Below are 21,873 nucleotides of genomic sequence, written 5' to 3'. Positions count from 1 at the left end.
GATCAAACTCTTCAATTTAAGTTTGATGCTCGTGAATTAAACTTCGTAATGAATTACGTATGTTCACTCAGAGACTTGGTATTCATTTTTCGTCTTGCGACGTTAAGAATCCATGTCACTTTGAGTGCCCACACAGATTGTCTGATAAATTGTTAAAGAGCAGTGCCGCTACGTTTTCGCTGCGGCGCGGGGTGTGCATATTACGCTTCCCCACTTCAGAGTCAAGCGTTTATTTTGCTTTTCTCTGCTGACCCGGCGGCGTGCGTGCCGTTGTTCCGTGTCAGTGGAGGCGCATTATAGGGAGTTCTTCTGAAGTGACAAGCACTAAATACAAAAAACTTTTCGTTCGCTCACTTTTCAAACTCAACGCTTATTTAACCCGCGAATCGTCCGTTAAACGTGCAATTTCACGGGCAAAACTGGCCACTTGATCCCAGTCGGTATAAACCACTTCTTTACGCGTATCCGTTTCCCCGCCCGTCATCTTCATGATCAGGCGGATCATAAAGCGGTCATACCAGCGGTAACGCGGGTAACGCAGCGCGCCCGCAAAGACAGAACAGATATCGGGCTGCCATGGCGAGCTCAGCAAAAACTTACGCGTATAGCTGTTAGTCTGCGGTGTACGCTTCTCTGCTTTACGGGCAACCAGGTTGACCGAGTAAAACGCGCCGGGCAGCTTAGCGAGCTCCGCCGTATGCTTTTTCACAAAGCGATCCAGCGCCGGATGGAAATGACCGTAACGAATTGAAGCGCCAATGACCACACGGTCGTAATCCTGCCAGGCAATCTGTTCAGTACGATTCAGGTTCACCACATCAGAATAAATGCCCAGCTCTTTGAGTTCAGAAGCCAGATATGAAGCAATCTCACGCGTTTGCCCATCACGCGTTGAGAAAAGAATTAACGTTTTCACCAATGTCTCCTTACTCACGCCAGAATGTTGGGGTAAACAGCACCAGCAGCGTAAAGACCTCAAGACGACCAAACAGCATATTGGCGATTAAGATCCACTTTGCCACCGGGTTCATACTGGCGAAATTATCCGCCACGACACCCAGCCCCGGCCCCAGGTTGTTTAACGTTGCCACCACAGAGGCGAAGGCAGAGAAATCATCCACGCCCGTGGCGATAATCGCCAGCATACTGACAATAAAGACCAGCGCATAAGCGGAGAAGAATCCCCACACCGCTTCGAGGATACGCTCCGGCAGTGCACGATTGCCCAGCTTGATGCTGTAAACCGCATTCGGGTGGACGAGACGTTTAAGTTCACGGTTCCCCTGCTTGAACAGCAGCAGAATACGGATCACCTTCAGGCCGCCGCCCGTCGACCCGGCACAGCCGCCGATAAACGCAGAGCACAACAGCAGCACCGGCAGGAACAGCGGCCAACGCGCAATACTGTCCGTGGTGAAACCGGCGGTTGTCGCCATCGATACCACCTGGAAGAAGGCCTGGTTCAGGGTCGTGACCGCCGAGTTATAGACATCGTGGAACCACAGTACCAGGGTACAGATGATCACCAGGGTCAACTGGACGCCAATAAACATCCGGAATTCCGGGTCGCGCCAGTACACCTTCAGGCTCCGTCCGCTAAGCAACGAGAAGTGTAGACCGTAGTTACAGCCTGAGATCAGCAAAAAGATGGCAATGATGGTATTGATCGTCGGGCTGTCGAAGTACCCAACGCTGGCATCGTGGGTGGAGAACCCGCCGATAGCGATAGTGGCAAAGCTGTGCCCGATGGCATCAAACGCAGGCATCCCCGCAAACCACAGTGCCAGCGCGCAGGCCACCGTCAGCAGGACATAAATAAGCCAAAGGGTTTTCGCCGTCTCCGCAATACGCGGGCGCATCTTGTTATCTTTCAACGGGCCAGGCATTTCAGCCCGGTAAAGCTGCATCCCCCCGACGCCCAGAATCGGCAGGATAGCCACCGCCAGCACGATGATCCCCATACCGCCGAACCACTGGAGCATCTGCCGGTAAAAGAGAATTGCATGCGGGAGTGAATCCAGCCCCACAAGCGTGGTGGCCCCGGTGGTCGTTAATCCGGAGAACGATTCAAAAAACGCATCCGTGACGGTGAGATTCGGTTGTTCAGAGAAGATAAACGGCAGCGCACCCACGCTTCCCAGTACCGTCCAGAACAGGACCACGATCAGAAAACCCTCCCGGGATTTCAGTTCACCTTTCTCACGGCGGTTTGGCCACCACAGCAGGGAGCCAATCGTCAGCGCGACAAAAAAGGTTTGCGTAAATGCACGCCCCGCGCCGTCCCGGTAGATGAGCGCCACCAGTCCGGGAATGATCATTGTCCCGGAGAAAAGTATGACCAGCAATCCAACGATTCGGGTAATGGCACGAAAATGCATCTCTGCCGCTTCCTTAGGTATTCAAAATTGTGAGGTGGGGATTATTCTTCAATCGGCAGTAATTGCAATGAACCGCGACTAAAATCAGCGAGTTTTGCTGAAAAAGCAGCCAGTTCCGCCTGAGGAAGCGCCACGCGTAATTGCACCATTGCCTGATAATCACTGTGTGCGATGACGCCGTTAAACTGTTTAAGCAGTGCTTCGATACCCGATAGCTGGGCGTAATCGCATAACAAAGTATATTCCGTAAGTGGCGTTTTGCGGGTTGTTATCAGCAGATTAAGCGCCTGCTGGACACCCCCTCCGTAGGCTTTAACCAGCCCTCCGGTGCCTAACAAAATGCCCCCGTAGTAGCGGACCACGACAGCGGTGATTTCACCCACGCCGCTGCCCATCAACTGGGATAGCATCGGTTTTCCGGCCGTACCCGCCGGTTCACCGTCGTCAGAAAACCCGAGCTGCTGTGAGTCGTCTGGCGGCCCTGCGACCCACGCCACACAGTGATGGCGGGCATCGGGGTGCTGCGCGCGGACGGACTCGACGAACGCCTTCGCCGCCTCCACGCCGTCAGTATGCGCCAACAGCGTGATAAAGCGGCTTTTCTTGATTTCCTCAACAAAGGTGACCGGCTCGGCCGGTATCAGCCAGCTTTCCATCAGGCCAGCTTCAGATCTCGCGTCATGTTCTCAATGCTGTTCTCGTGAATAACCACGTTATCCTCGATACGAATGCCGCCAAACGGCTTCAGCGCTTCAATTTTCTCCCAGTTGAAGTGCTTGCTGAACTGCCCTTCCCGCCACGGCGCCAGCAGGGATTCAATAAAGTAGATGCCCGGCTCAATGGTCAATACCATACGCGGCGCCAGAACGCGGGTGCAGCGCAGATAAGGATATTTAGACGGTGCCGCCAGGTGCGTACCGGTATCATCCTGCATAAAGCCCGCGACGTCATGAACCTGTAAACCCAGCGGGTGGCCGATACCGTGCGGCATAAATGGCCCGGTCAGATCGTTCTCAACCATCGCCTCTTCGCTCATGTCTTTGACAATCTGATGCTTACGCAGCAGTTTAGCGATGCGCTGATGGAACTGGATGTGATAATCCACGTAGCTGGTTCCGGCCTTCATGGTGCCAATCAGCGCCAGCTGTTCGTCGTTCACGTCTTTGATCAATTGCGCAAAATCAGTATCCGTATTCGCCGCCCAGGTACGGGTCAGGTCTGCCGCATAGCCATTGTACTCAGCCCCCGCGTCCAGCAGGAAGCTGCGCATCTCAGCCGGAACCTGATGATCCAGTTTGGTGTAGTGCAGAACCGAGGCATGTTCATTCAGCGCCACGATGTTGCTGTACGGCACGTCGGTATCGCGGTGGCCGGTCGCCGTCAGGTAGGCCTGATTGATATCGAACTCGCTCATACCGGACTGGAACGCTTCGTGCGCCGCACGGTGGCCATTCACCGCCGTTTTTTGCGCTTCACGCATGCAGTAAAGTTCGTAGTCGGTCTTGTAGGCGCGATAGTAGTGCAGATAATCCAGCACGCCTTTCGGGTTGAGTTTATCTGCCGGAATATCCAGACCCAGCGCACGCTCAGGAACCGGACCAATGTAGCCGATGTTCCCACGCGCCGCTGGCAACTGGCTGCCAATGCCGTCTGCTTTTGGCAGCGCAATCACGTCAATTTCTTCGGTCCAGAATGAGGTCGGCAGCGGCTCCACGTTGTGCCAGTAATCGACCGGCAGGTAGAACCACAGTTTCGGCTTGTTCACGCCATCCACCAGCAGCCAGCAATTTGGAACCTGCGTGACAGGCACCCAGGCTTTAAACTGCGGGTTAACCTTGAAGGGATAAGCGTGGTCATCAAGAAAAGTATTCATCAGCTCGCCGGAGTGGATCAGCAGGGCATCCAGCTTGAAGCGGGCCAGTACATCGCGGGTACGTTCCTGTAGGGTAACGATATGATTTTTATAAAGCGAAGCCAGTGAGTCCATCATTCTTCCTTTCGTTTTTTTGACCTCAAGTCATCGCATCTTAGCACACCTCACTCCGGCTGCGTGATTTCCACCGACCGTGATCAGCGCAGCAATTTCTTAATGACTAATTTGCATTTTATTAACATAAATTCCACACTCCGTTTCATCTGGTATGACCAGATCCAATTGCTGGATTCAGGAGACCGACATGCTCTACAAAGGCGACACCCTGTACGTAGACTGGCTGGAAGATGGCATTGCCGAACTGGTGTTCGATGCCCCCGGCTCAGTGAACAAGCTTGATACCGCGACGGTGGCCAGTCTTGGCCAGGCGCTGGATGTACTTGAAAAGCAATCAGATTTAAAAGGGCTGCTGCTGCGCTCCAACAAAGCGGCCTTTATCGTTGGCGCGGATATCACCGAATTCCTGTCGCTGTTCCTGGTGCCCGAAGAACAGCTGAGCCAGTGGCTGCACTTTGCGAACAGCGTCTTTAATCGTCTGGAAGATCTGCCTGTCCCGACCCTTTCTGCCGTTAACGGTTACGCGCTGGGCGGCGGCTGCGAATGCGTGTTAGCCACTGATTACCGTCTGGCGACCCCAGACCTGCGCATCGGCCTGCCGGAAACCAAACTGGGCATTATGCCGGGCTTTGGTGGCTCGGTGCGTATGCCGCGCATGTTGGGTGCCGACAGCGCGCTGGAAATCATTGCCGCAGGTAAAGATGTCGGCGCGGAACAGGCGCAGAAAATCGGTCTGGTGGACGGCGTGGTTAAGCCTGAAAAACTGATTGAAGGCGCTGTAGCCATTCTGCGTCAGGCGATTAACGGCGATCTCGACTGGAAAGCCAAACGTCAGCCAAAGCTGGAGCCGTTGAAGCTCAGCAAAATTGAAGCCACCATGAGCTTCACCATCGCCAAGGGCATGGTGATGCAGACGGCGGGTAAACACTACCCGGCGCCGATCACGGCGGTGAAAACCATTGAAGCGGCAGCCCGTCTGGGCCGTGATGAAGCCCTGAAGCTGGAAAACCAGAGCTTTGTCCCGCTGGCGCACACCAACGAAGCCCGCGCGCTGGTTGGTATCTTCCTTAACGATCAGTTCGTGAAGGGCAAAGCCAAACAACTCACCAAAAACGTTGAAACGCCAAAACACGCGGCGGTACTCGGCGCGGGCATTATGGGTGGCGGCATCGCCTACCAGTCTGCATGGAAAGGCGTGCCGGTAGTGATGAAAGACATCAACGAGAAATCCCTGACGCTGGGCATGACCGAAGCGGCCAAGCTGCTGAATAAACAGCTTGAGCGCGGCAAAATTGACGGTCTGAAGCTTGCAGGCGTGATCTCCACCATCCAGCCAGTACTGGAATACAGCGGTTTCGACCGTGTGGACGTGGTGGTTGAAGCGGTCGTCGAGAACCCGAAAGTGAAAAAAGCGGTGCTGGCCGAAACCGAAGACAAGGTACGTCCGGAAACCGTGCTGGCCTCTAACACCTCCACCATTCCTATCAGCGAGCTGGCAAGCGTGCTGAAGCGTCCGGAAAACTTCTGCGGAATGCACTTCTTTAACCCGGTGCATCGCATGCCGCTGGTCGAAGTGATCCGTGGGGAAAAAACCTCCGACGAAACCATCGCCAAAGTGGTGGCGTGGGCGAGCAAGATGGGCAAAACGCCAATCGTCGTTAACGACTGCCCGGGCTTCTTCGTTAACCGCGTGCTGTTCCCGTACTTCGCCGGTTTCAGCCAGCTGCTGCGCGACGGCGCAGACTTCCGCAAAATCGACAAAGTGATGGAAAAACAGTTCGGCTGGCCGATGGGCCCGGCGTACCTGCTGGACGTTGTCGGCATCGACACTGCCCATCACGCGCAGGCGGTGATGGCGGCGGGCTTCCCGCAGCGCATGCAGAAAGATTATCGCGACGCCATTGACGCCCTGTTCGACGCCAACCGCTTTGGGCAGAAAAACGGTCTGGGCTTCTGGCGCTATAAAGAAGACAGCAAAGGCAAACCGAAGAAAGAAGAAGATCCGGCGGTGGATGGCCTGCTGGCCGACGTCAGTCAGCCAAAACGCGACTTCACTGACGATGAGATCATCGCCCGGATGATGATCCCGATGATCAACGAAGTAGTGCGTTGCCTCGAAGAAGGCATTATCGCCAGCCCGGCAGAAGCGGATATGGCGCTGGTGTACGGCCTCGGCTTCCCTCCGTTCCACGGCGGCGCGTTCCGTTGGCTGGATACGCTCGGCAGCGCTCGCTATCTCGATATGGCTCAGCAATATCAGCACCTCGGTCCGCTTTATGAGGTGCCGGAAGGTCTGCGTAACAAAGCGCGCCATAACGAACCCTACTATCCAGCAGTTGAGCCAGCCCGTCCGGTTGGCACGCTGAAAACGGCTTAAGGAGTCACAATGGAAAAGGTTGTCATTGTTGATGCAATTCGCACCCCGATGGGCCGTTCAAAAGGCGGTGCATTCCGTAACGTGCGTGCGGAAGATCTCTCGGCGCACCTGATGCGTAGCCTGCTGGCGCGTAACCCGGCGCTGGACCCTGCTGCGCTGGACGATATTTACTGGGGCTGCGTCCAGCAGACGCTGGAGCAGGGTTTCAACATCGCCCGTAACGCGTCTCTGCTGGCGGAGATCCCGCATTCGGTTCCGGCGGTCACCGTCAACCGTCTTTGCGGTTCGTCGATGCAGGCGCTGCACGACGCGGCACGGATGATCATGACCGGCGATGCGCAGGCCTGTCTGGTGGGCGGCGTGGAGCACATGGGCCACGTGCCGATGAGCCACGGGGTCGATTTCCATCCGGGCATGAGCCGTAACGTGGCAAAAGCCGCCGGTATGATGGGCCTGACCGCCGAGATGCTCTCCCGTCTGCACGGCATCAGCCGTGAAATGCAGGATGCCTTTGCCGCGCGCTCGCATGCCCGCGCCTGGGCCGCCACGCAGTCTGGTGCCTTTAAGAATGAGATCATCCCAACCGGCGGTCACGACGCAGACGGCGTACTGAAGCAGTTCAGCTACGACGAAGTTATCCGTCCTGAAACCACTGTTGAAGCGCTTTCAACCCTGCGTCCGGCGTTTGATCCGGTCACCGGCACGGTAACGGCGGGCACCTCGTCTGCCCTGTCCGACGGTGCCGCCGCCATGTTAGTGATGAGCGAAAGCCGCGCCCGCGAATTAGGCCTGACGCCACGCGCCCGCGTGCGTTCGATGGCAGTCGTGGGCTGCGATCCTTCCATCATGGGTTACGGTCCGGTCCCGGCGTCAAAACTGGCGCTGAAAAAAGCGGGGCTGAGCGCAAGTGATATCGACCTCTTTGAGATGAACGAAGCGTTCGCCGCGCAGATCCTGCCGTGCATTAAAGATCTGGGGCTGATGGATCAGATCGACGAGAAGATTAACCTCAATGGCGGCGCGATCGCCCTCGGTCACCCGCTGGGCTGCTCCGGGGCGCGTATCAGCACCACGCTGATCAACCTGATGGAACGCAAAGATGCCCAGTTCGGACTGGCGACGATGTGTATCGGGTTGGGTCAGGGGATCGCGACGGTGTTTGAGAGAGTGTAAATGTAAATAAGGAAAAGTATCTTAAAGCCAATGACGTCAGAACAAGGCGGCAAGCGAGCGAATCCCGATGAGCTTACATTAGTAAGTGATTCGGGTGAACGAGCGCAGCCAACGCAGTTATGGCGCCATTGGCGAAGAGAGACAGTTTAGTTGCCGTTCTTCCCGCCTGTCAGGGGCGGGTTTTTTACATTATTGCAGCAGCGAAATATCCGCCACGCGCAGGAACAGCTCACGCAGTTTCTCAAGCATCGAGAGACGGTTAATACGCAGCTCTTTATCTTCCACGTTCACCATCACCTTCTCGAAGAAGGCATCGATGACGTCACGTAGCTCCGCCAGCTCCACCAGTGCTTCCTGGTAGCGACCTTCCGCGAAATACGGCTCCAGCTTGTCGCGCAGCACCACAACCTGCATCGCCAGAGAAATCTCTTCCGGCTCTTTCAGGGTTGCAGCGTTTACGCGTTCGTTCAGCGTCTCGTCGGATTTCGCGAGGATGTTGGATACACGCTTGTTGGCCGCGGCCAGCGCAGACGCCGCTTCCAGCGTACGGAAGTGGGATACCGCCTTCATACGCGCATCGAAATCTGCCGGACGGGTCGGACGACGCGCCAGCACCGCCTGAATGGTATCAACGGAGTAACCTTCGTCCTGATACCACGCGCGGAAACGACCGAGCATAAAGTCGATAACATCATCCACAACCTTCGCGTTGGTCAGCTTATCGCCGTACAGACGGACCGCTTCTTCGGTCAGCGTTTGCAGATCGAGATTGAGGTTCTTCTCTACGATGATGCGCAGCACGCCCAGCGCAGCACGACGCAGCGCAAACGGGTCTTTGTCGCCTTTCGGATGCTGACCGATACCGAAGATACCCGCCAGGGTGTCCATCTTATCGGCAATCGCCACGGCGCAGGCAACCGGGTTAGACGGCAGATCGTCACCGGCAAAGCGCGGCTGATACTGCTCGTTCAGGGCCACAGCCACGTCTTCCGCTTCGCCGTCATGACGCGCGTAGTGCATGCCCATCACGCCCTGGGTGTCGGTAAATTCGAACACCATGTTGGTCATCAGGTCGCACTTGGAGAGCAGGCCCGCGCGGGTAGCGTGGTTAACGTCCGCGCCAATTTCACGGGCAATCCAGCCGGACAGCTCCGCGATACGGTCAGTCTTGTCGCGCAGCGTACCCAGCTGCTGCTGGAAGAGTACGGTTTGCAGACGCGGCAGGTTATCTTCCAGACGTTTTTTACGGTCGGTGTTGAAGAAGAACTCGGCGTCCGCCAGACGTGGACGCACCACTTTCTCGTTACCGGAGATAATCTGGCTCGGATCTTTCGATTCGATGTTCGCGACGAAGATGAAGTTTGGCAGCAGCTGGCCGTCGTTGGCGTAAACCGGGAAGTACTTTTGGTCACCCTTCATGGTGTACACCAGCGCTTCAGCCGGAACGGCCAGGAATTTCTCTTCGAATTTCGCGGTCAGCACAACCGGCCATTCGACCAGAGAGGTCACCTCTTCCAGCAGGCTATCGCTCAGATCGGCATTACCGCCAATTTTGCGCGCCGCTTCTTCGGCGTCAGCTTTGATTTTGGCTTTACGCTGTTCGTAGTCAGCAATGACCTTACCGCGCTCCAGCAGGATCTGCGGGTACTGATCAGCATTGTCGATGGTGAACTCCGGCTCGCCCATAAAGCGGTGGCCGCGGATCACGCGATCGGACGCCACGCCCAGAATGGTCGCCGGAATAACGGTATCGCCCAGCAGCAGGGTCACGGTGTGAACCGGACGCACAAAGTGTACGTCAGACGCGCCCCAGCGCATCAGCTTAGGAATCGGCAGCTTAGCCAGCGAGGTCGCAATCATATCTGGCAGCAGCGCTTCCGCGCTTTCGCCTTTCACATGGGCACGATACAGCAGCCATTCACCTTTGTCGGTGGTCAGACGTTCGGCCTGATCGACGGTGATACCGCAGCCGCGCGCCCAGCCTTCAGCCGCTTTGCTCGGCTTGCCTTCCGCGTCGAACGCCTGGGCAATGGCCGGGCCACGTTTTTCAACTTCGCGATCCGGCTGAGACGCCGCCAGATTTGCCACTTTCAGCGCCAGACGACGCGGTGCAGCAAACCACTCAATTTTACCGTGCGCCAGGCCAGCGTTATCCAGCTCAGCAGTGACGTTCGCAGCGAAAGATTCAGCCAGGCTGCGCAGGGCTTTTGGTGGCAGCTCTTCAGTGCCGATTTCCACCAGGAAAGTTTTCTCAGACATGGCCGCCTCTTATTTGTTTCGGTTGCACATCGGGAAGCCAAGGGCTTCACGGGACGCGTAGTAAGCTTCAGCAACGGCTTTGGTCAGGGTACGAATACGCAGAATGTAGCGCTGACGTTCAGTCACGGAGATCGCTTTGCGGGCATCCAGCAGGTTGAAGCTGTGGGCAGCCTTCAGAATACGCTCGTAGGCAGGCAGAGGCAGCGGAGTCTCCAGCGCCAGCAGCTGCTGGGCTTCTTTCTCGTACTGCTCGAAGCAGGTGAACAGGAAGTCCACGTCCGCGTATTCGAAGTTATAGGTGGATTGCTCCACTTCGTTCTGATGGAACACGTCGCCGTAGGTGGTTTTACCCAGCGGGCCGTCGCTCCAGACCAGGTCGTAAACGCTGTCTACGCCCTGAATGTACATGGCCAGACGTTCCAGACCATAGGTGATTTCGCCGGTGATCGGTTTACATTCCAGACCGCCAACCTGCTGGAAGTAGGTGAACTGGGTCACTTCCATGCCGTTCAGCCACACTTCCCAACCCAGACCCCAGGCACCCAGCGTTGGGTTTTCCCAGTTATCTTCCACGAAACGAATGTCGTGAATGGTCGGATCCATACCCAGCTCTTTCAGTGACCCGAGGTACAGTTCCTGAATGTTGTCGGGTGATGGCTTAATCACCACCTGGAACTGATAGTAGTGCTGCAAACGGTTTGGGTTTTCGCCGTAACGGCCATCGGTCGGACGACGGGATGGCTGCACATAGGCGGTCGCCATTGGCTCTGGCCCTAACGCGCGCAGGCTGGTCATCGGGTGTGAGGTGCCTGCGCCAACTTCCATGTCCAAAGGTTGAACAATGGTGCAGCCCTGACGAGCCCAGTAATCCTGTAAGGTCAGGATCAGGCCCTGGAAGGTCTTGGTATCAAACTTTTGCATAGTATTTCGTGCTGGATACGTGTGGTTTTAAATGGAAGGGATCAGTATACCCGCTGGCTGCAAGATATACAGTACGAAACGGGGTTGTTTAGGGAAAATTGGGGAATAAGCCCTACAGCCAGAACCTGCGAAGGCTCTGGTTGCTGCTTATACGAGCAATTTAGCGCATTGAGAGATGTAAAAACTGGCCGTCTGCATCAAAAGAGCAGACAAAGCCCTCTTTACGCGCCGTATAGCCTTTCAGTTCATAGCTGCCCTGAAAGCGCTCGAAGCCGTTAATATGAATTTTCTGTGCTTCGGAATTATAGCGGTGAGCCGCCTGATCCCTGCACAGCTGTTCCATATTCAGGGAACGCTCCGGGCTCATTTTCCCCTGCTGCGCTTTTTGGACTGGAGCCTCCTGAGAAGCACTGCACCCTGCTAATAAAAGCAGCAGAAAGAGTGACGCCCCACGCTTCATCATCATTTTTATTACCGCCCTGGTCAGTGGCTGTTATTTTTAGTAGCAACACGTTTATAGATTAATGTTCAACATTCTGCGAATCTCGCCAGCTCCCGACAAGACAGCCTGGCTAAACTCAGAATTTTCCAAGGGAAAAGTTTTACGCAATCGCAGTCACACTTTCTTTATCAGGAATACAGAGGAACTGATGCAGTCAAAAATTAACTGGATTGATAACCTGCGGGGAATAGCCTGTCTGATGGTGGTGATGATCCACACTACGACCTGGTATGTCACGAACGCGCACAGTATCAGCCCTGTTAACTGGGATGTCGCCAATATTCTGAACTCAGCCTCACGCGTGAGCGTCCCGCTGTTCTTTATGATTTCCGGTTTTCTCTTTTTTGGCGAGCGTAGCGCGCAGCCGAGACATTTCATCCGTATTGTCTCCTGTTTGCTGTTTTACAGCGCCATTTCGCTGCTCTATATCATCCTGTTCACTTCAATTAATGCTGAACGTTCCCTGCTCAATTTGTTGCAAAAACCAGTGTTCTATCATCTGTGGTTTTTCTTCGCGATAATGGTTATCTATCTGGTTTCGCCGTTAATTCAGGTAAAAAACGTTAGCGGTAAAATGCTGCTGGCCTTGATGGTAATAATCGGGATCGTGGCAAACCCGAATACCGTCTCACAGAAAATTGATGGCTTTGAATGGCTGCCCGTTAACCTCTATATCAACGGCGATACGTTTTATTACGTGCTGTACGGCATGCTGGGGCGCGCCATCGGCATGATGGAGACGCAAAAGAGAGGAATAAACTGGCTTTGCGCGGCAGCATTTATCGCCGGTGTGTTTATTATCTCTCGAGGGACGCTGCACGAGCTGCAATGGCGCGGAAACTTTGCCGATACCTGGTATCTCTACTGCGGGCCGATGGTCTTTATCTGCGCGGTTTCGCTGCTGACCCTGTTTAAAAACACCCTGAATGCCCGCCCGCTTCCGGTGCTGGGGTTTATCTCTCGCCACTCGCTGGGCATTTACGGTTTTCACGCGCTGGTGATCCACGCCCTGCGCACCCGCGGCGTTGAGCTTAAAAGCTGGCCGGTGCTGGATATTGTCTGGATATTTACCGTTACGCTGGTTGTCAGCCTGCTGCTCTCAATGCTGCTGCAACGCATCGATACACGCAGGTTTGTGAGCTAACCCGGTTGAAGGCTGGCAGGCCGGGTAAACGTTAGCGCCACCCGGCTCCTGTTTATGACATTAGCGGTAAAAGCTGCTGATAGATTTTGCGGAAAACGTCTCGTCTTTCAGCGTAGCGAGCATGATTTTTCGCATCAGGACGATGCTGCTGTTCAAGCGGCAGCTGGGGCAAAAGCTGGGGCAGTGGTTTATCCCGGTTCAGCGCAATTTGCGCCAGCCGTGCCGCACCGAGCGCCGGACCAACATCTCCCCCAGTACGATAGTCCAGCTGCAACCCGCTGATATCGGAAAGCATCTGCCGCCAGTAGCTGCTTCGTGCCCCGCCGCCAATTAACGTAATGCTGGATGGCGTCAGGCCACAGTCATGCACGACATCCATGCCGTCCGCCAGCGCATAGCCGACCCCTTCAAGCACCGCGCGCGCCAGCTCTGCCGGGCCGTGCTGATGGGTAAGGCCGAAGAAGACCCCTTTCGCTTCCGGGTTGTTATGCGGCGTCCGCTCGCCGGAAAGGTACGGTAAAAACCAGACCGCACCGGCAGTATCATCCGCCTGCTGTGCCGCTGCGATAAGCGCCGGGACGTCCGCCATTCCGGTCAGCTTTGCCGCCCAGTCGAGGCAGGAAGCCGCGCTCAGCATCACCGACATCAAATGCCATTTACCCGGCAACGCGTGGCAGAAGCTGTGTACGGCGCTTTCAGGGTTACTACGATAGCCGTCACTGACGGCAAAATAGACGCCGGAAGTGCCGAGCGAGAGCATGGCCTGTCCTGTCTCCACCATCCCCACGCCGACCGCACCCGCCGCATTATCGCCACCGCCGGCAACGACAGGTACGGCTGGCATATTCCAGCGTTCAGCAACAGAAGGCTGCAAAGCGCCCGTGATATCACTGCCTTCAAACAGCGCAGGCATATGATCGCGCGTCAGCTGGCAGGCATCCAGCATCGCTTCGCTCCAGTCCCGTTTCGCCACGTCGAGCCACATCGTGCCCGCGGCGTCAGACATGTCGCTGGCAAAATCCCCCGTCATGCGAAAACGAAGGTAGTCTTTCGGCAACAGAACTTTCGCCACCTGACGAAAAATCTCAGGCTCATGGCGCTGCACCCACAGGAGTTTTGGCGCGGTAAAACCGGGCATCATCAGGTTGCCCGTAATCTCGCGGGACGCAGGCACACGCTCCTCAAGGATCGCGCACTCTTCCGCACAGCGGCCATCGTTCCAGAGAATAGCCGGGCGCAGAACGCGATGCTGGCTATCCAGCAGCGTGGCGCCATGCATTTGCCCGGCAATGCCCAGCGCTTTCACGTCGCGCAGGCTGTGCTGCTCACCTAAGGCTTTCATCGCGCGGTCCGTCGCCTGCCACCACTGCTCTGGATCTTGTTCCGACCAAAGTGGCTGCGGGCGTGAAACCTGCAACTTTTCAGTCTGCGTGGCTAACACATCGCCCTGCTCGCTTAACAGGATGGCTTTCACCCCCGACGTGCCAAGATCGATCCCGATATACATGTGGTGACTCCTTTGACAGAAATGCCCGGCGGCGCTGCGCTTACCGGGCATGAATGCTGTTATTTATCGAACAGGTAGTGATTGACCAGGTTTTCCAGCAGTTCCTGATGGCCGCTCTGATGCTGCGGTGCCAACTGATGCTGTTCAGCGTACTTCGCGATCTCCGCAAGCGATAACTGACCTTTCAAAATTTGCTGGCCCAGCTCACTGTTCCAGCCGCTGTAGCGCTTCGCCACGCGCTTATCCAGCTCACCGTCTTCAATCATACGGGCCGCCACCTTCAGCGCCAGCGCCATGGTGTCCATCGCGCCAATATGCCCGTAGAACAGATCGTATTTATCGGTGCTCTGGCGACGCACTTTGGCGTCGAAGTTCAGGCCGCCGGTGGTGAAACCGCCCGCTTTGATGATTTCGTACATCACCAGCGCATTCTCTTCGACGCTGTTCGGGAACTGGTCGGTATCCCAGCCCAGCTGCGGATCGCCGCGGTTCGCATCCACCGATCCGAAGATGCCCAGCGCAATCGCAGAGGCGATTTCGTGATGGAACGAGTGGCCCGCCAGCGTGGCGTGGTTAGCCTCAATGTTCACTTTGATCTCTTTTTCCAGACCAAACTGCTTCAGGAAGCCATACACGGTGGCGACATCGTAGTCGTACTGATGCTTGGTTGGCTCCTGTGGTTTTGGCTCAATCAGCAGCGTACCGCGGAAGCCGATTTTGTGCTTGTGGTCCACAACCATCTGCATAAAGCGGCCAATCTGCTCACGCTCCTGGCGCAGGTCAGTATTCAGCAGCGTTTCATAGCCTTCACGACCGCCCCAGAGAACGTAGTTCTCGCCACCCAACTGATGCGTGGCGTTCATCGCAGTCACCACCTGGGTTGCCGCCCAGCTGAAGACTTCCGGGTCCGGGTTGGTTGCCGCGCCCGCGCCATAGCGAGGGTTGGTAAAGCAGTTAGCCGTACCCCAGAGCAGCTTCACGCCGCTTTGCTGCTGTTTTTCAGCCAGCACGTCGACCATCTGCGCAAAATTGTTCAGATACTCTTTCAGCGACGCCCCTTCCGGCGACACGTCAACATCGTGGAAACAGTAGTACGGTACGTTCAGCTTATGGAAGAACTCGAACGCGACGTCGGCTTTACGCTTCGCCAGCTCAATGGCCTCGCCCGGCTGTTGCCATGGACGGTCAAAAGAGCCCACGCCGAACATATCGGCACCGTTCCAGCAGAAGGTGTGCCAGTAGCAGGCGGCAAAGCGCAAGTGATCTTCCATGCGCTTACCCAGCACCAGCTCATCCGGGTTGTAGTGACGAAATGCTAAAGGATTGGTCGTTTTCGTGCCTTCGAAACGAACGCGATCGAGTTGGTCGAAATAAGCTTGCATATTGAGCTCCATAATCAGGGTATGCGGCGTGGTCTTGCTTCTGGAGTAATAGTGAATAGACATTGGAGGTTGCTCAATTACGTTATTTCACACTGCTATTGAGAGAATGCGCAATTGTGCGCTGGCTCGCAAAATAATATGCAGACAAACTATTTTTCGGCGCGCATTCCAGAATCAAATGTAATTAATAGGTTACGCTTTTTAAAATCCGATCGCGGTCATAAATTCAGAAATAAACCAAATATCGTAATGAGAAGATAAAAATCTGTAATTGCCAGCAGGCCTTTCCACGTTAAAAATTTGCTGCGTCTCAGCAGTGAATGTTTCTTTTATCTCAGCTACACATACCCCTACAAAAAGGCCTAATAATTATGAAGATAAAGAACCTGACCCTAACGCTCTGCACTACTCTCCTGCTTGCAAGCTTTGCCGGCCACGCCAAAGAGGTCAAAATCGGCATGGCGATTGATGACTTACGCCTGGAGCGCTGGCAAAAAGATCGCGATATCTTTGTTAAAAAAGCGGAATCTCTCGGCGCGGAGGTGTTCGTTCAGTCCGCTAACGGCAACGAAGAGACGCAAATGTCGCAAATTGAGAATATGATCAACCGTGGCGTCGATGTGCTGGTCATTATCCCGTATAACGGCCAGGTATTAAGCAACGTGGTGAAAGAAGCAAAACAGGAAGGCATAAAAGTCCTGGCTTATGACCGCATGATTAATAATGCGGATATTGATTATTATATTTCGTTCGACAATGAAAAGGTGGGTGAATTACAGGCTAAAAGCTTGATCGCAAAAGTGCCTCAAGGGAATTATTTCCTGATGGGCGGCTCACCTGTGGATAACAACGCCAAACTGTTCCGTCAGGGACAAATGAAAGTGCTGAAGCCGTATATCGACGAGGGCAAAATTAAAGTCGTCGGCGACCAGTGGGCTGACGGCTGGTTACCGGAAAACGCGCTGAAAATTATGGAAAACGCGTTGACCGCAAATAACAACAAAATCGATGCAGTGGTGGCCTCTAACGACGCCACTGCGGGGGGCGCCATTCAGGCGCTGAGCGCGCAGGGTCTGGCCGGGAAAGTCGCTATTTCCGGACAGGACGCCGACCTTGCGGGTGTAAAACGCATTATCGCGGGTACCCAGACTATGACGGTCTATAAGCCCATTACCGAGCTTGCCAATACGGCCGCCGAAATTGCCGTTGAGCTGGGAAATGGCCAGCAACCTAAAGCAGACGCGACGTTAAATAACGGCCTGAAAGACGTGCCAGCTCGCCTGCTTACCCCTATCGAAGTCAACAAAGAGAATATTGACGCCACGGTGGTGAAAGACGGTTTCCATAAGAAGAGTGAACTGTAATCCAGCGCAGCCCCTGCCCGGCGGGGGCGCATCGACCTGCCCTGTTCATCTGTCGGGCTATGCGGAGCAGTTATGTCTTATTTACTTGAAATGAAAAGCATCACCAAAGCCTTCGGGGCGGTGAAAGCGGTCGACAACGTAAGCCTGCGGCTGAACCCCGGCGAAGTGATGTCGCTGTGCGGCGAAAACGGCTCGGGGAAATCCACGCTGATGAAGGTGCTGTGCGGGATCTATCCGCACGGCAGCTACGAGGGCGAAATCGTCTTTGCCGGTGAGGTGCTTCAGGCCACGCACATTCGTGATACCGAACGTAAAGGCATCGCTATCATTCACCAGGAGCTGGCACTGGTGAAGCACCTTACCGTGCTGGAAAATATCTTTCTTGGGGCCGAACTCTCGCGCCACGGCGTACTGGATTACGACACCATGACGCTGCGCTGCGAAAAACTGCTGGCCCAGGTGAGTCTCGCTATCTCACCGGATACGCGCGTGGGCGACTTAGGTTTGGGCCAGCAGCAGCTGGTGGAGATCGCCAAGGCGCTAAATAAACAGGTACGCCTGCTGATCCTCGACGAGCCAACCGCCTCGCTCACCGAACAGGAAACCGCCGTTCTGCTCAATATCATCCGCGATCTGCAAAACCACGGTATCGCCTGCATCTATATTTCGCACAAGCTCAATGAGGTGAAAGCTATTTCCGACACCATCTGCGTCATCCGCGACGGGCAGCACATTGGCACGCGTGAAGCAGAAGGCATGAGCGAAGATGACATCATCACCATGATGGTGGGTCGCGAACTCACCGCACTGTATCCCAACGAACCACACACCATAGGCGAAGAACTCCTGCGCGTGGAAAACCTGACGGCGTGGCATCCCGTTAACCGCCACATCAAGCGCGTGGATAACCTCTCCTTCTCGCTGCACCGTGGCGAAATTCTCGGTATTGCGGGTTTAGTGGGTGCGGGAAGAACCGAGGCCGTGCAGTGTCTGTTTGGCGTCTGGCCGGGGCGCTGGGAAGGCAAAATTTATATCGACGGTCAGCCGGTAAAAATCGACAACTGCCAGCAGGCCATTGCCAAAGGCATTGCCATGGTGCCCGAAGACCGCAAAAAAGACGGCATCGTGCCGGTCATGGCGGTGGGAAAAAATATCACGCTGGCGGCGCTCAGCCAGTTTTCCGGCGCGCTGAGCAGCCTGGATGATGCCGCAGAACAGCAGTGTATTCTTCAGTCACTTGCCAGGCTCAAGGTGAAAACCTCCTCGCCGGAACTGGCGATAGGTCGCCTGAGCGGCGGCAACCAGCAGAAAGCGATTCTGGCACGCTGCCTGTTGCTTAATCCGCGCATTTTAATTCTGGACGAACCCACGCGCGGGATCGATATCGGCGCGAAGTATGAAATCTACAAGCTGATCAACCAGCTTGTGCAGCAAGGGATTGCCGTCATTGTTATCTCGTCCGAATTGCCTGAAGTGCTGGGGCTGAGCGACCGCGTGCTGGTCATGCATGAAGGGAAACTCAAAGCCAACCTGAACAACCAGAACCTGACGCAAGAGCAGGTGATGGAAGCTGCCTTAAGGAGCGAACGCCATGTCGAAAAGCAACCCGTCTGATATCAAAGTCGCTGTTCCGACGCCCGGTGCGTTCGCAGGACTTAAATCGCTGAATCTGCAAGTTTTTGTAATGATTGCCGCCATTATCGTCATCATGTTGTTCTTTACCTGGATGACCGATGGCTCCTATTTGAGCGCACGTAACGTCTCTAACCTGCTGCGTCAGACCGCCATCACCGGGATCCTGGCGGTGGGGATGGTCTTTGTGATTATCTCAGCGGAAATTGACCTGTCGGTAGGGTCGATGATGGGTCTGCTCGGCGGCGTGGCGGCAATTTTTGACGTCTGGCTCGGCTGGCCGCTGCCGCTGACGATTGCGGTCACGCTGGTACTGGGTCTGCTGCTGGGTGCGTGGAACGGCTGGTGGGTGGCCTACCGTAAAGTCCCGTCGTTTATTGTCACCTTAGCAGGGATGCTGGCCTTCCGCGGTATTCTGATTGGGATCACCAACGGCACTACCGTCTCCCCGACCAGCGCCTCGATGTCCCAGATTGGCCAAAGCTACCTCTCTGATGGCGTCGGTTTTACGATCGGCGTGGTTGGGCTGATGGCGTTTGTCGCGTGGCAATGGCGAGGACGCATGCGTCGCCAGGCGCTGGGGCTGGCCTCGCCTGCCTCAACCTCGGTTGTCGGCCGTCAGGCGCTTACTGCGGTGATTGTGCTGGGGGCCATCTGGCTGCTAAACGATTATCGCGGTGTCCCAACGCCCGTTCTGCTGCTGGCGCTGTTGCTGTTAGGTGGGATGTTTATGGCCACACGTACCGCATTCGGTCGCCGTATTTATGCTATCGGCGGCAATCTTGAAGCCGCGCGTTTATCTGGTATCAACGTCGAGCGCACCAAACTCGCCGTCTTTGCCATCAACGGCCTGATGGTAGCCATCGCGGGGCTGATCCTCAGCTCGCGACTGGGTGCGGGTTCCCCGTCTGCCGGTAATATTGCCGAGCTGGACGCCATCGCCGCCTGCGTGATTGGCGGGACCAGCCTCGCCGGAGGCATTGGCAGCGTGGCGGGTGCGGTGATGGGCGCATTTATTATGGCTTCGCTGGATAACGGGATGAGTATGATGGACGTGCCGACGTTTTGGCAGTATATCGTCAAAGGGGCCATTCTTTTGCTGGCAGTCTGGATGGACTCTGCCACCAAGCGGCGCGCCTGAGAACCGTATCGTGACTAATTTGGGAAAGTGAGCCATGTTTGAAAAGCGTCACCGCATTACGTTGTTATTCAATGCCAACAAAGCCTATGACCGTCAGGTGGTTGAGGGGGTTGGTGAATATTTGCAGGCGTCGCAATCCGAATGGGATATTTTCATCGAAGAAGATTTCCGTACCCGTCTGGAGAACATCAAAGACTGGCTGGGAGACGGGGTTATCGCTGACTTTGACGACCCCGTGATTGAACAGTTGCTGAGTGGCGTCGACGTACCTATCGTGGGCGTTGGCGGCTCTTACCATTCAGCGGAACATTACCCCCCCGTTCACTACATCGCCACGGATAACCATGCCCTGGTTGAGACCGCCTTCCTCCATTTAAAGGAGAAAGGCGTCCATCGTTTTGCGTTTTACGGATTGCCCGCCACCAGCGGAAAGCGCTGGGCGATGGAGCGTGAGTATGCCTTCTGCCAGCTGGTTGCCCAGGAGAAGTATCGCGGCGTCGTTTATCAGGGGCTGGAAACCGCGCCAGAAAACTGGCAGCACGCACAGAATCGCCTGGCTGACTGGCTGCAAACGCTGCCGCCCCAGACAGGGATTATCGCCGTGACGGACGCCCGCGCCCGCCACGTATTACAGGTGTGCGAACATTTGCATATTCCTGTGCCTGAAAAGCTGTGCGTGATTGGTATTGATAACGAAGAGCTTACGCGCTATCTGTCGCGCGTGGCGCTCTCATCCGTGGCGCAGGGTACCCGTCAGATGGGCTATCAGGCCGCGAAGCTGCTGCACCGACTGTTAGACAACGAATCCCTGCCGCTCCAGCGTCTGCTGGTTCCGCCCGTTCGCGTGGTCGAGCGTCGCTCAACTGACTACCGTTCCTTAAACGATCCGGCCGTGATTCAGGCGATGCACTACATTCGCAATCATGCCTGCAAAGGGATTAAGGTCGATCAGGTGCTGGATTCGGTCGGCATTTCACGTTCGAATCTGGAGAAGCGGTTTAAAGAGGAAGTCGGTGAGACGATCCACGCCGTGATCCATGCGGAAAAGCTGGAGAAAGCGCGCAGTCTGCTGATCTCCACCTCGCTGTCGATCAACGAGATTTCACAGATGTGCGGCTATCCGTCGCTTCAGTATTTCTATTCGGTGTTCAGGAAAGAGTATGACACCACGCCGAAGGAGTACCGGGAACGGTACAGTGAAGTCCTGCTCTAGAAAAAAGAACGCCTTCCAGTGGAAGGCGTTTTTTATTACATATGTGCGGCAATCAGACGCTGGTTATCCTGGTACATGGAAAACAGGTAGTTGTTGTAGCGCTGTCCCTGGGTGGAATAACCTTTCAGCTTGTGGATCATCGCCGTGGCCGTCACTTCCTGATCCGCCTTACGCAGCTGCGCGCGTGACTTACGGAACGAAGAGTAGGCCGGGTGGGTGTTCAGATTCACCACATAGGCATTCACGGAATCTTTCACCGATTCAAACTGTGAATAGCCCTTCACCTTGCCGGGTGCATTAGTACAACGACCTTTTGCGCATTTCATGCCAAACAGATTGTTGTTGTTGCGCGCCAGCTTCGAGGTGCCCCAACCGCTTTCGGCGGCGGCCATTGTCGCGACCATACTGCCTGGAATAATGTCCACACGCTCTAACAGAGTGTTCCACGGCACACGACGCGTGTTCCCGCTCCACTTCACTTTATAGCGTTTGGCGATGTCTTTCAGGCGAGTGCGCTCAGACGGCGACCAGCGGCTATCGTACTGTTTGGCGATCAGCCAGTTACGATCCGCAGTAATCGCGGCATTTTGACTTTTAATGTAAGGCATTACCGTCCGGAGAAACGCTTTTTTCCTTGGTGTCCCGGAAGGGTATTTTCGCAAATCAGGAAGTGAACTACTCTTTGCACTATTGCGAGAATACTCTTGTTTACTGCTAACCTTACTGCTTGTCGTCTTTATTACGTGGGCTTTCTTACTCGTTGTATCCGTGTGCGTCTTTGCAAGCACCTCACCTGAAAATGCCATGGTGAGTAACATGAGTATCGCGGCCCCATATCGTCGAATGGGAGTCGATATCATTAGGTCTCCTGGTCGGATATAAGCATTCCA

17 protein-coding genes are annotated in these 21,873 nt (G+C 55.3%); 7 read left to right on the top strand and 10 right to left on the bottom strand.

Annotation, left to right across the window (positions count from 1 at the left end; all coding sequences use genetic code 11):
• Positions 1–370: 370 nt before the first annotated feature.
• Genes hemG through pepQ form a run of 4 tightly spaced genes read right to left on the bottom strand, consistent with a single transcriptional unit; the run spans position 371 to position 4,365 of the window.
• Positions 371–916, bottom strand: a complete 546-nt coding sequence (gene hemG / locus INF86_RS00270; protein WP_022649736.1) for a menaquinone-dependent protoporphyrinogen IX dehydrogenase — start codon at positions 914–916, stop codon at positions 371–373.
• Between the two features lie 10 nt (positions 917–926).
• Positions 927–2,378 carry a Trk system potassium transporter TrkH gene (gene trkH / locus INF86_RS00265; RefSeq protein ID WP_022649737.1) on the bottom strand — a complete coding sequence of 484 codons (1,452 nt, stop codon included), beginning with the start codon at positions 2,376–2,378 and terminating at the stop codon, positions 927–929.
• 41 nt (positions 2,379–2,419) lie between these two features.
• Entirely contained in the window at positions 2,420–3,034 is a 615-nt protein-coding gene (locus INF86_RS00260; RefSeq protein WP_015572737.1) for an IMPACT family protein, read from the bottom strand.
• Positions 3,034–4,365 (bottom strand): Xaa-Pro dipeptidase, encoded by a 1,332-nt coding sequence (gene pepQ, locus INF86_RS00255; protein WP_193543126.1) that lies wholly within the window; start codon positions 4,363–4,365, stop codon positions 3,034–3,036. Before pepQ ends, INF86_RS00260 begins: the two co-directional genes overlap by 1 nt.
• 190 nt (positions 4,366–4,555) lie before the next feature.
• On the opposite strand from pepQ, the gene fadB reads away from it, so the two are divergent.
• Entirely contained in the window at positions 4,556–6,745 is a 2,190-nt protein-coding gene (fadB, locus tag INF86_RS00250) for a fatty acid oxidation complex subunit alpha FadB (RefSeq protein WP_023307160.1), read from the top strand.
• A gap of 9 nt (positions 6,746–6,754) precedes the next feature.
• The gene (gene fadA / locus INF86_RS00245) at positions 6,755–7,918 is read left to right on the top strand and encodes an acetyl-CoA C-acyltransferase FadA (RefSeq protein WP_000416981.1); all 1,164 of its coding nucleotides are present in this window, start codon (positions 6,755–6,757) and stop codon (positions 7,916–7,918) included.
• Positions 7,919–8,107: 189 nt separating this feature from the next.
• Here the strand turns inward: fadA and glyS are convergent, their stop codons facing one another.
• The 3 genes from glyS to INF86_RS00230 all read right to left on the bottom strand — a co-directional run bounded on the left by glyS (position 8,108) and on the right by INF86_RS00230 (position 11,564).
• Positions 8,108–10,177, bottom strand: a complete 2,070-nt coding sequence (gene glyS, locus INF86_RS00240; protein WP_022649741.1) for a glycine--tRNA ligase subunit beta — start codon at positions 10,175–10,177, stop codon at positions 8,108–8,110.
• 9 nt (positions 10,178–10,186) lie between these two features.
• Positions 10,187–11,098 (bottom strand): glycine--tRNA ligase subunit alpha, encoded by a 912-nt coding sequence (gene glyQ / locus INF86_RS00235; protein WP_003860141.1) that lies wholly within the window; start codon positions 11,096–11,098, stop codon positions 10,187–10,189.
• Positions 11,099–11,258: 160 nt separating this feature from the next.
• Positions 11,259–11,564 carry a YsaB family lipoprotein gene (locus INF86_RS00230; protein WP_022649742.1) on the bottom strand — a complete coding sequence of 102 codons (306 nt, stop codon included), beginning with the start codon at positions 11,562–11,564 and terminating at the stop codon, positions 11,259–11,261.
• A gap of 184 nt (positions 11,565–11,748) precedes the next feature.
• Here INF86_RS00230 and INF86_RS00225 point away from each other — a divergent pair, with 184 nt between their 5' ends.
• Positions 11,749–12,744 (top strand): acyltransferase, encoded by a 996-nt coding sequence (locus tag INF86_RS00225; RefSeq protein WP_022649743.1) that lies wholly within the window; start codon positions 11,749–11,751, stop codon positions 12,742–12,744.
• A gap of 52 nt (positions 12,745–12,796) precedes the next feature.
• Here the strand turns inward: INF86_RS00225 and xylB are convergent, their stop codons facing one another.
• The gene (gene xylB, locus INF86_RS00220; RefSeq protein WP_022649744.1) at positions 12,797–14,251 is read right to left on the bottom strand and encodes a xylulokinase; all 1,455 of its coding nucleotides are present in this window, start codon (positions 14,249–14,251) and stop codon (positions 12,797–12,799) included.
• 59 nt (positions 14,252–14,310) lie between these two features.
• Positions 14,311–15,633 (bottom strand): xylose isomerase, encoded by a 1,323-nt coding sequence (gene xylA, locus INF86_RS00215; RefSeq protein WP_026080557.1) that lies wholly within the window; start codon positions 15,631–15,633, stop codon positions 14,311–14,313.
• Positions 15,634–16,004: 371 nt separating this feature from the next.
• Between xylA and xylF the strand changes: the two genes are divergently transcribed.
• The 4 genes from xylF (at position 16,005) to xylR (ending at position 20,983) form a co-directional block, all read left to right on the top strand.
• The gene (gene xylF, locus INF86_RS00210; protein WP_022649746.1) at positions 16,005–16,997 is read left to right on the top strand and encodes a D-xylose ABC transporter substrate-binding protein; all 993 of its coding nucleotides are present in this window, start codon (positions 16,005–16,007) and stop codon (positions 16,995–16,997) included.
• Positions 16,998–17,069: 72 nt separating this feature from the next.
• Entirely contained in the window at positions 17,070–18,611 is a 1,542-nt protein-coding gene (locus tag INF86_RS00205; protein WP_015572746.1) for a xylose ABC transporter ATP-binding protein, read from the top strand.
• Positions 18,589–19,770, top strand: coding sequence for a xylose ABC transporter permease XylH (xylH, locus tag INF86_RS00200; protein WP_003860151.1), 1,182 nt, complete (start codon positions 18,589–18,591; stop codon positions 19,768–19,770). The genes INF86_RS00205 and xylH overlap by 23 nt, the downstream gene beginning before the upstream one ends.
• Positions 19,771–19,804: 34 nt before the next feature.
• Complete coding sequence (gene xylR / locus INF86_RS00195; RefSeq protein ID WP_038416899.1) at positions 19,805–20,983, top strand: D-xylose utilization transcriptional activator XylR; 1,179 nt, start codon at positions 19,805–19,807, stop codon at positions 20,981–20,983.
• 35 nt (positions 20,984–21,018) lie between these two features.
• Here xylR and INF86_RS00190 read toward each other — a convergent pair whose 3' ends face one another.
• Positions 21,019–21,843: a protein bax gene (locus INF86_RS00190; RefSeq protein ID WP_022649749.1), complete on the bottom strand. Its 825-nt coding sequence runs from the start codon at positions 21,841–21,843 to the stop codon at positions 21,019–21,021.
• Positions 21,844–21,873 lie beyond the last annotated feature (30 nt).

Source organism: Enterobacter cloacae complex sp. I1M (genome assembly GCF_014982425.1).
In the GTDB taxonomy this organism is placed as follows: domain Bacteria; phylum Pseudomonadota; class Gammaproteobacteria; order Enterobacterales; family Enterobacteriaceae; genus Enterobacter; species Enterobacter intestinihominis.
This window is presented reverse-complemented; position numbering and strand designations above follow the sequence as displayed.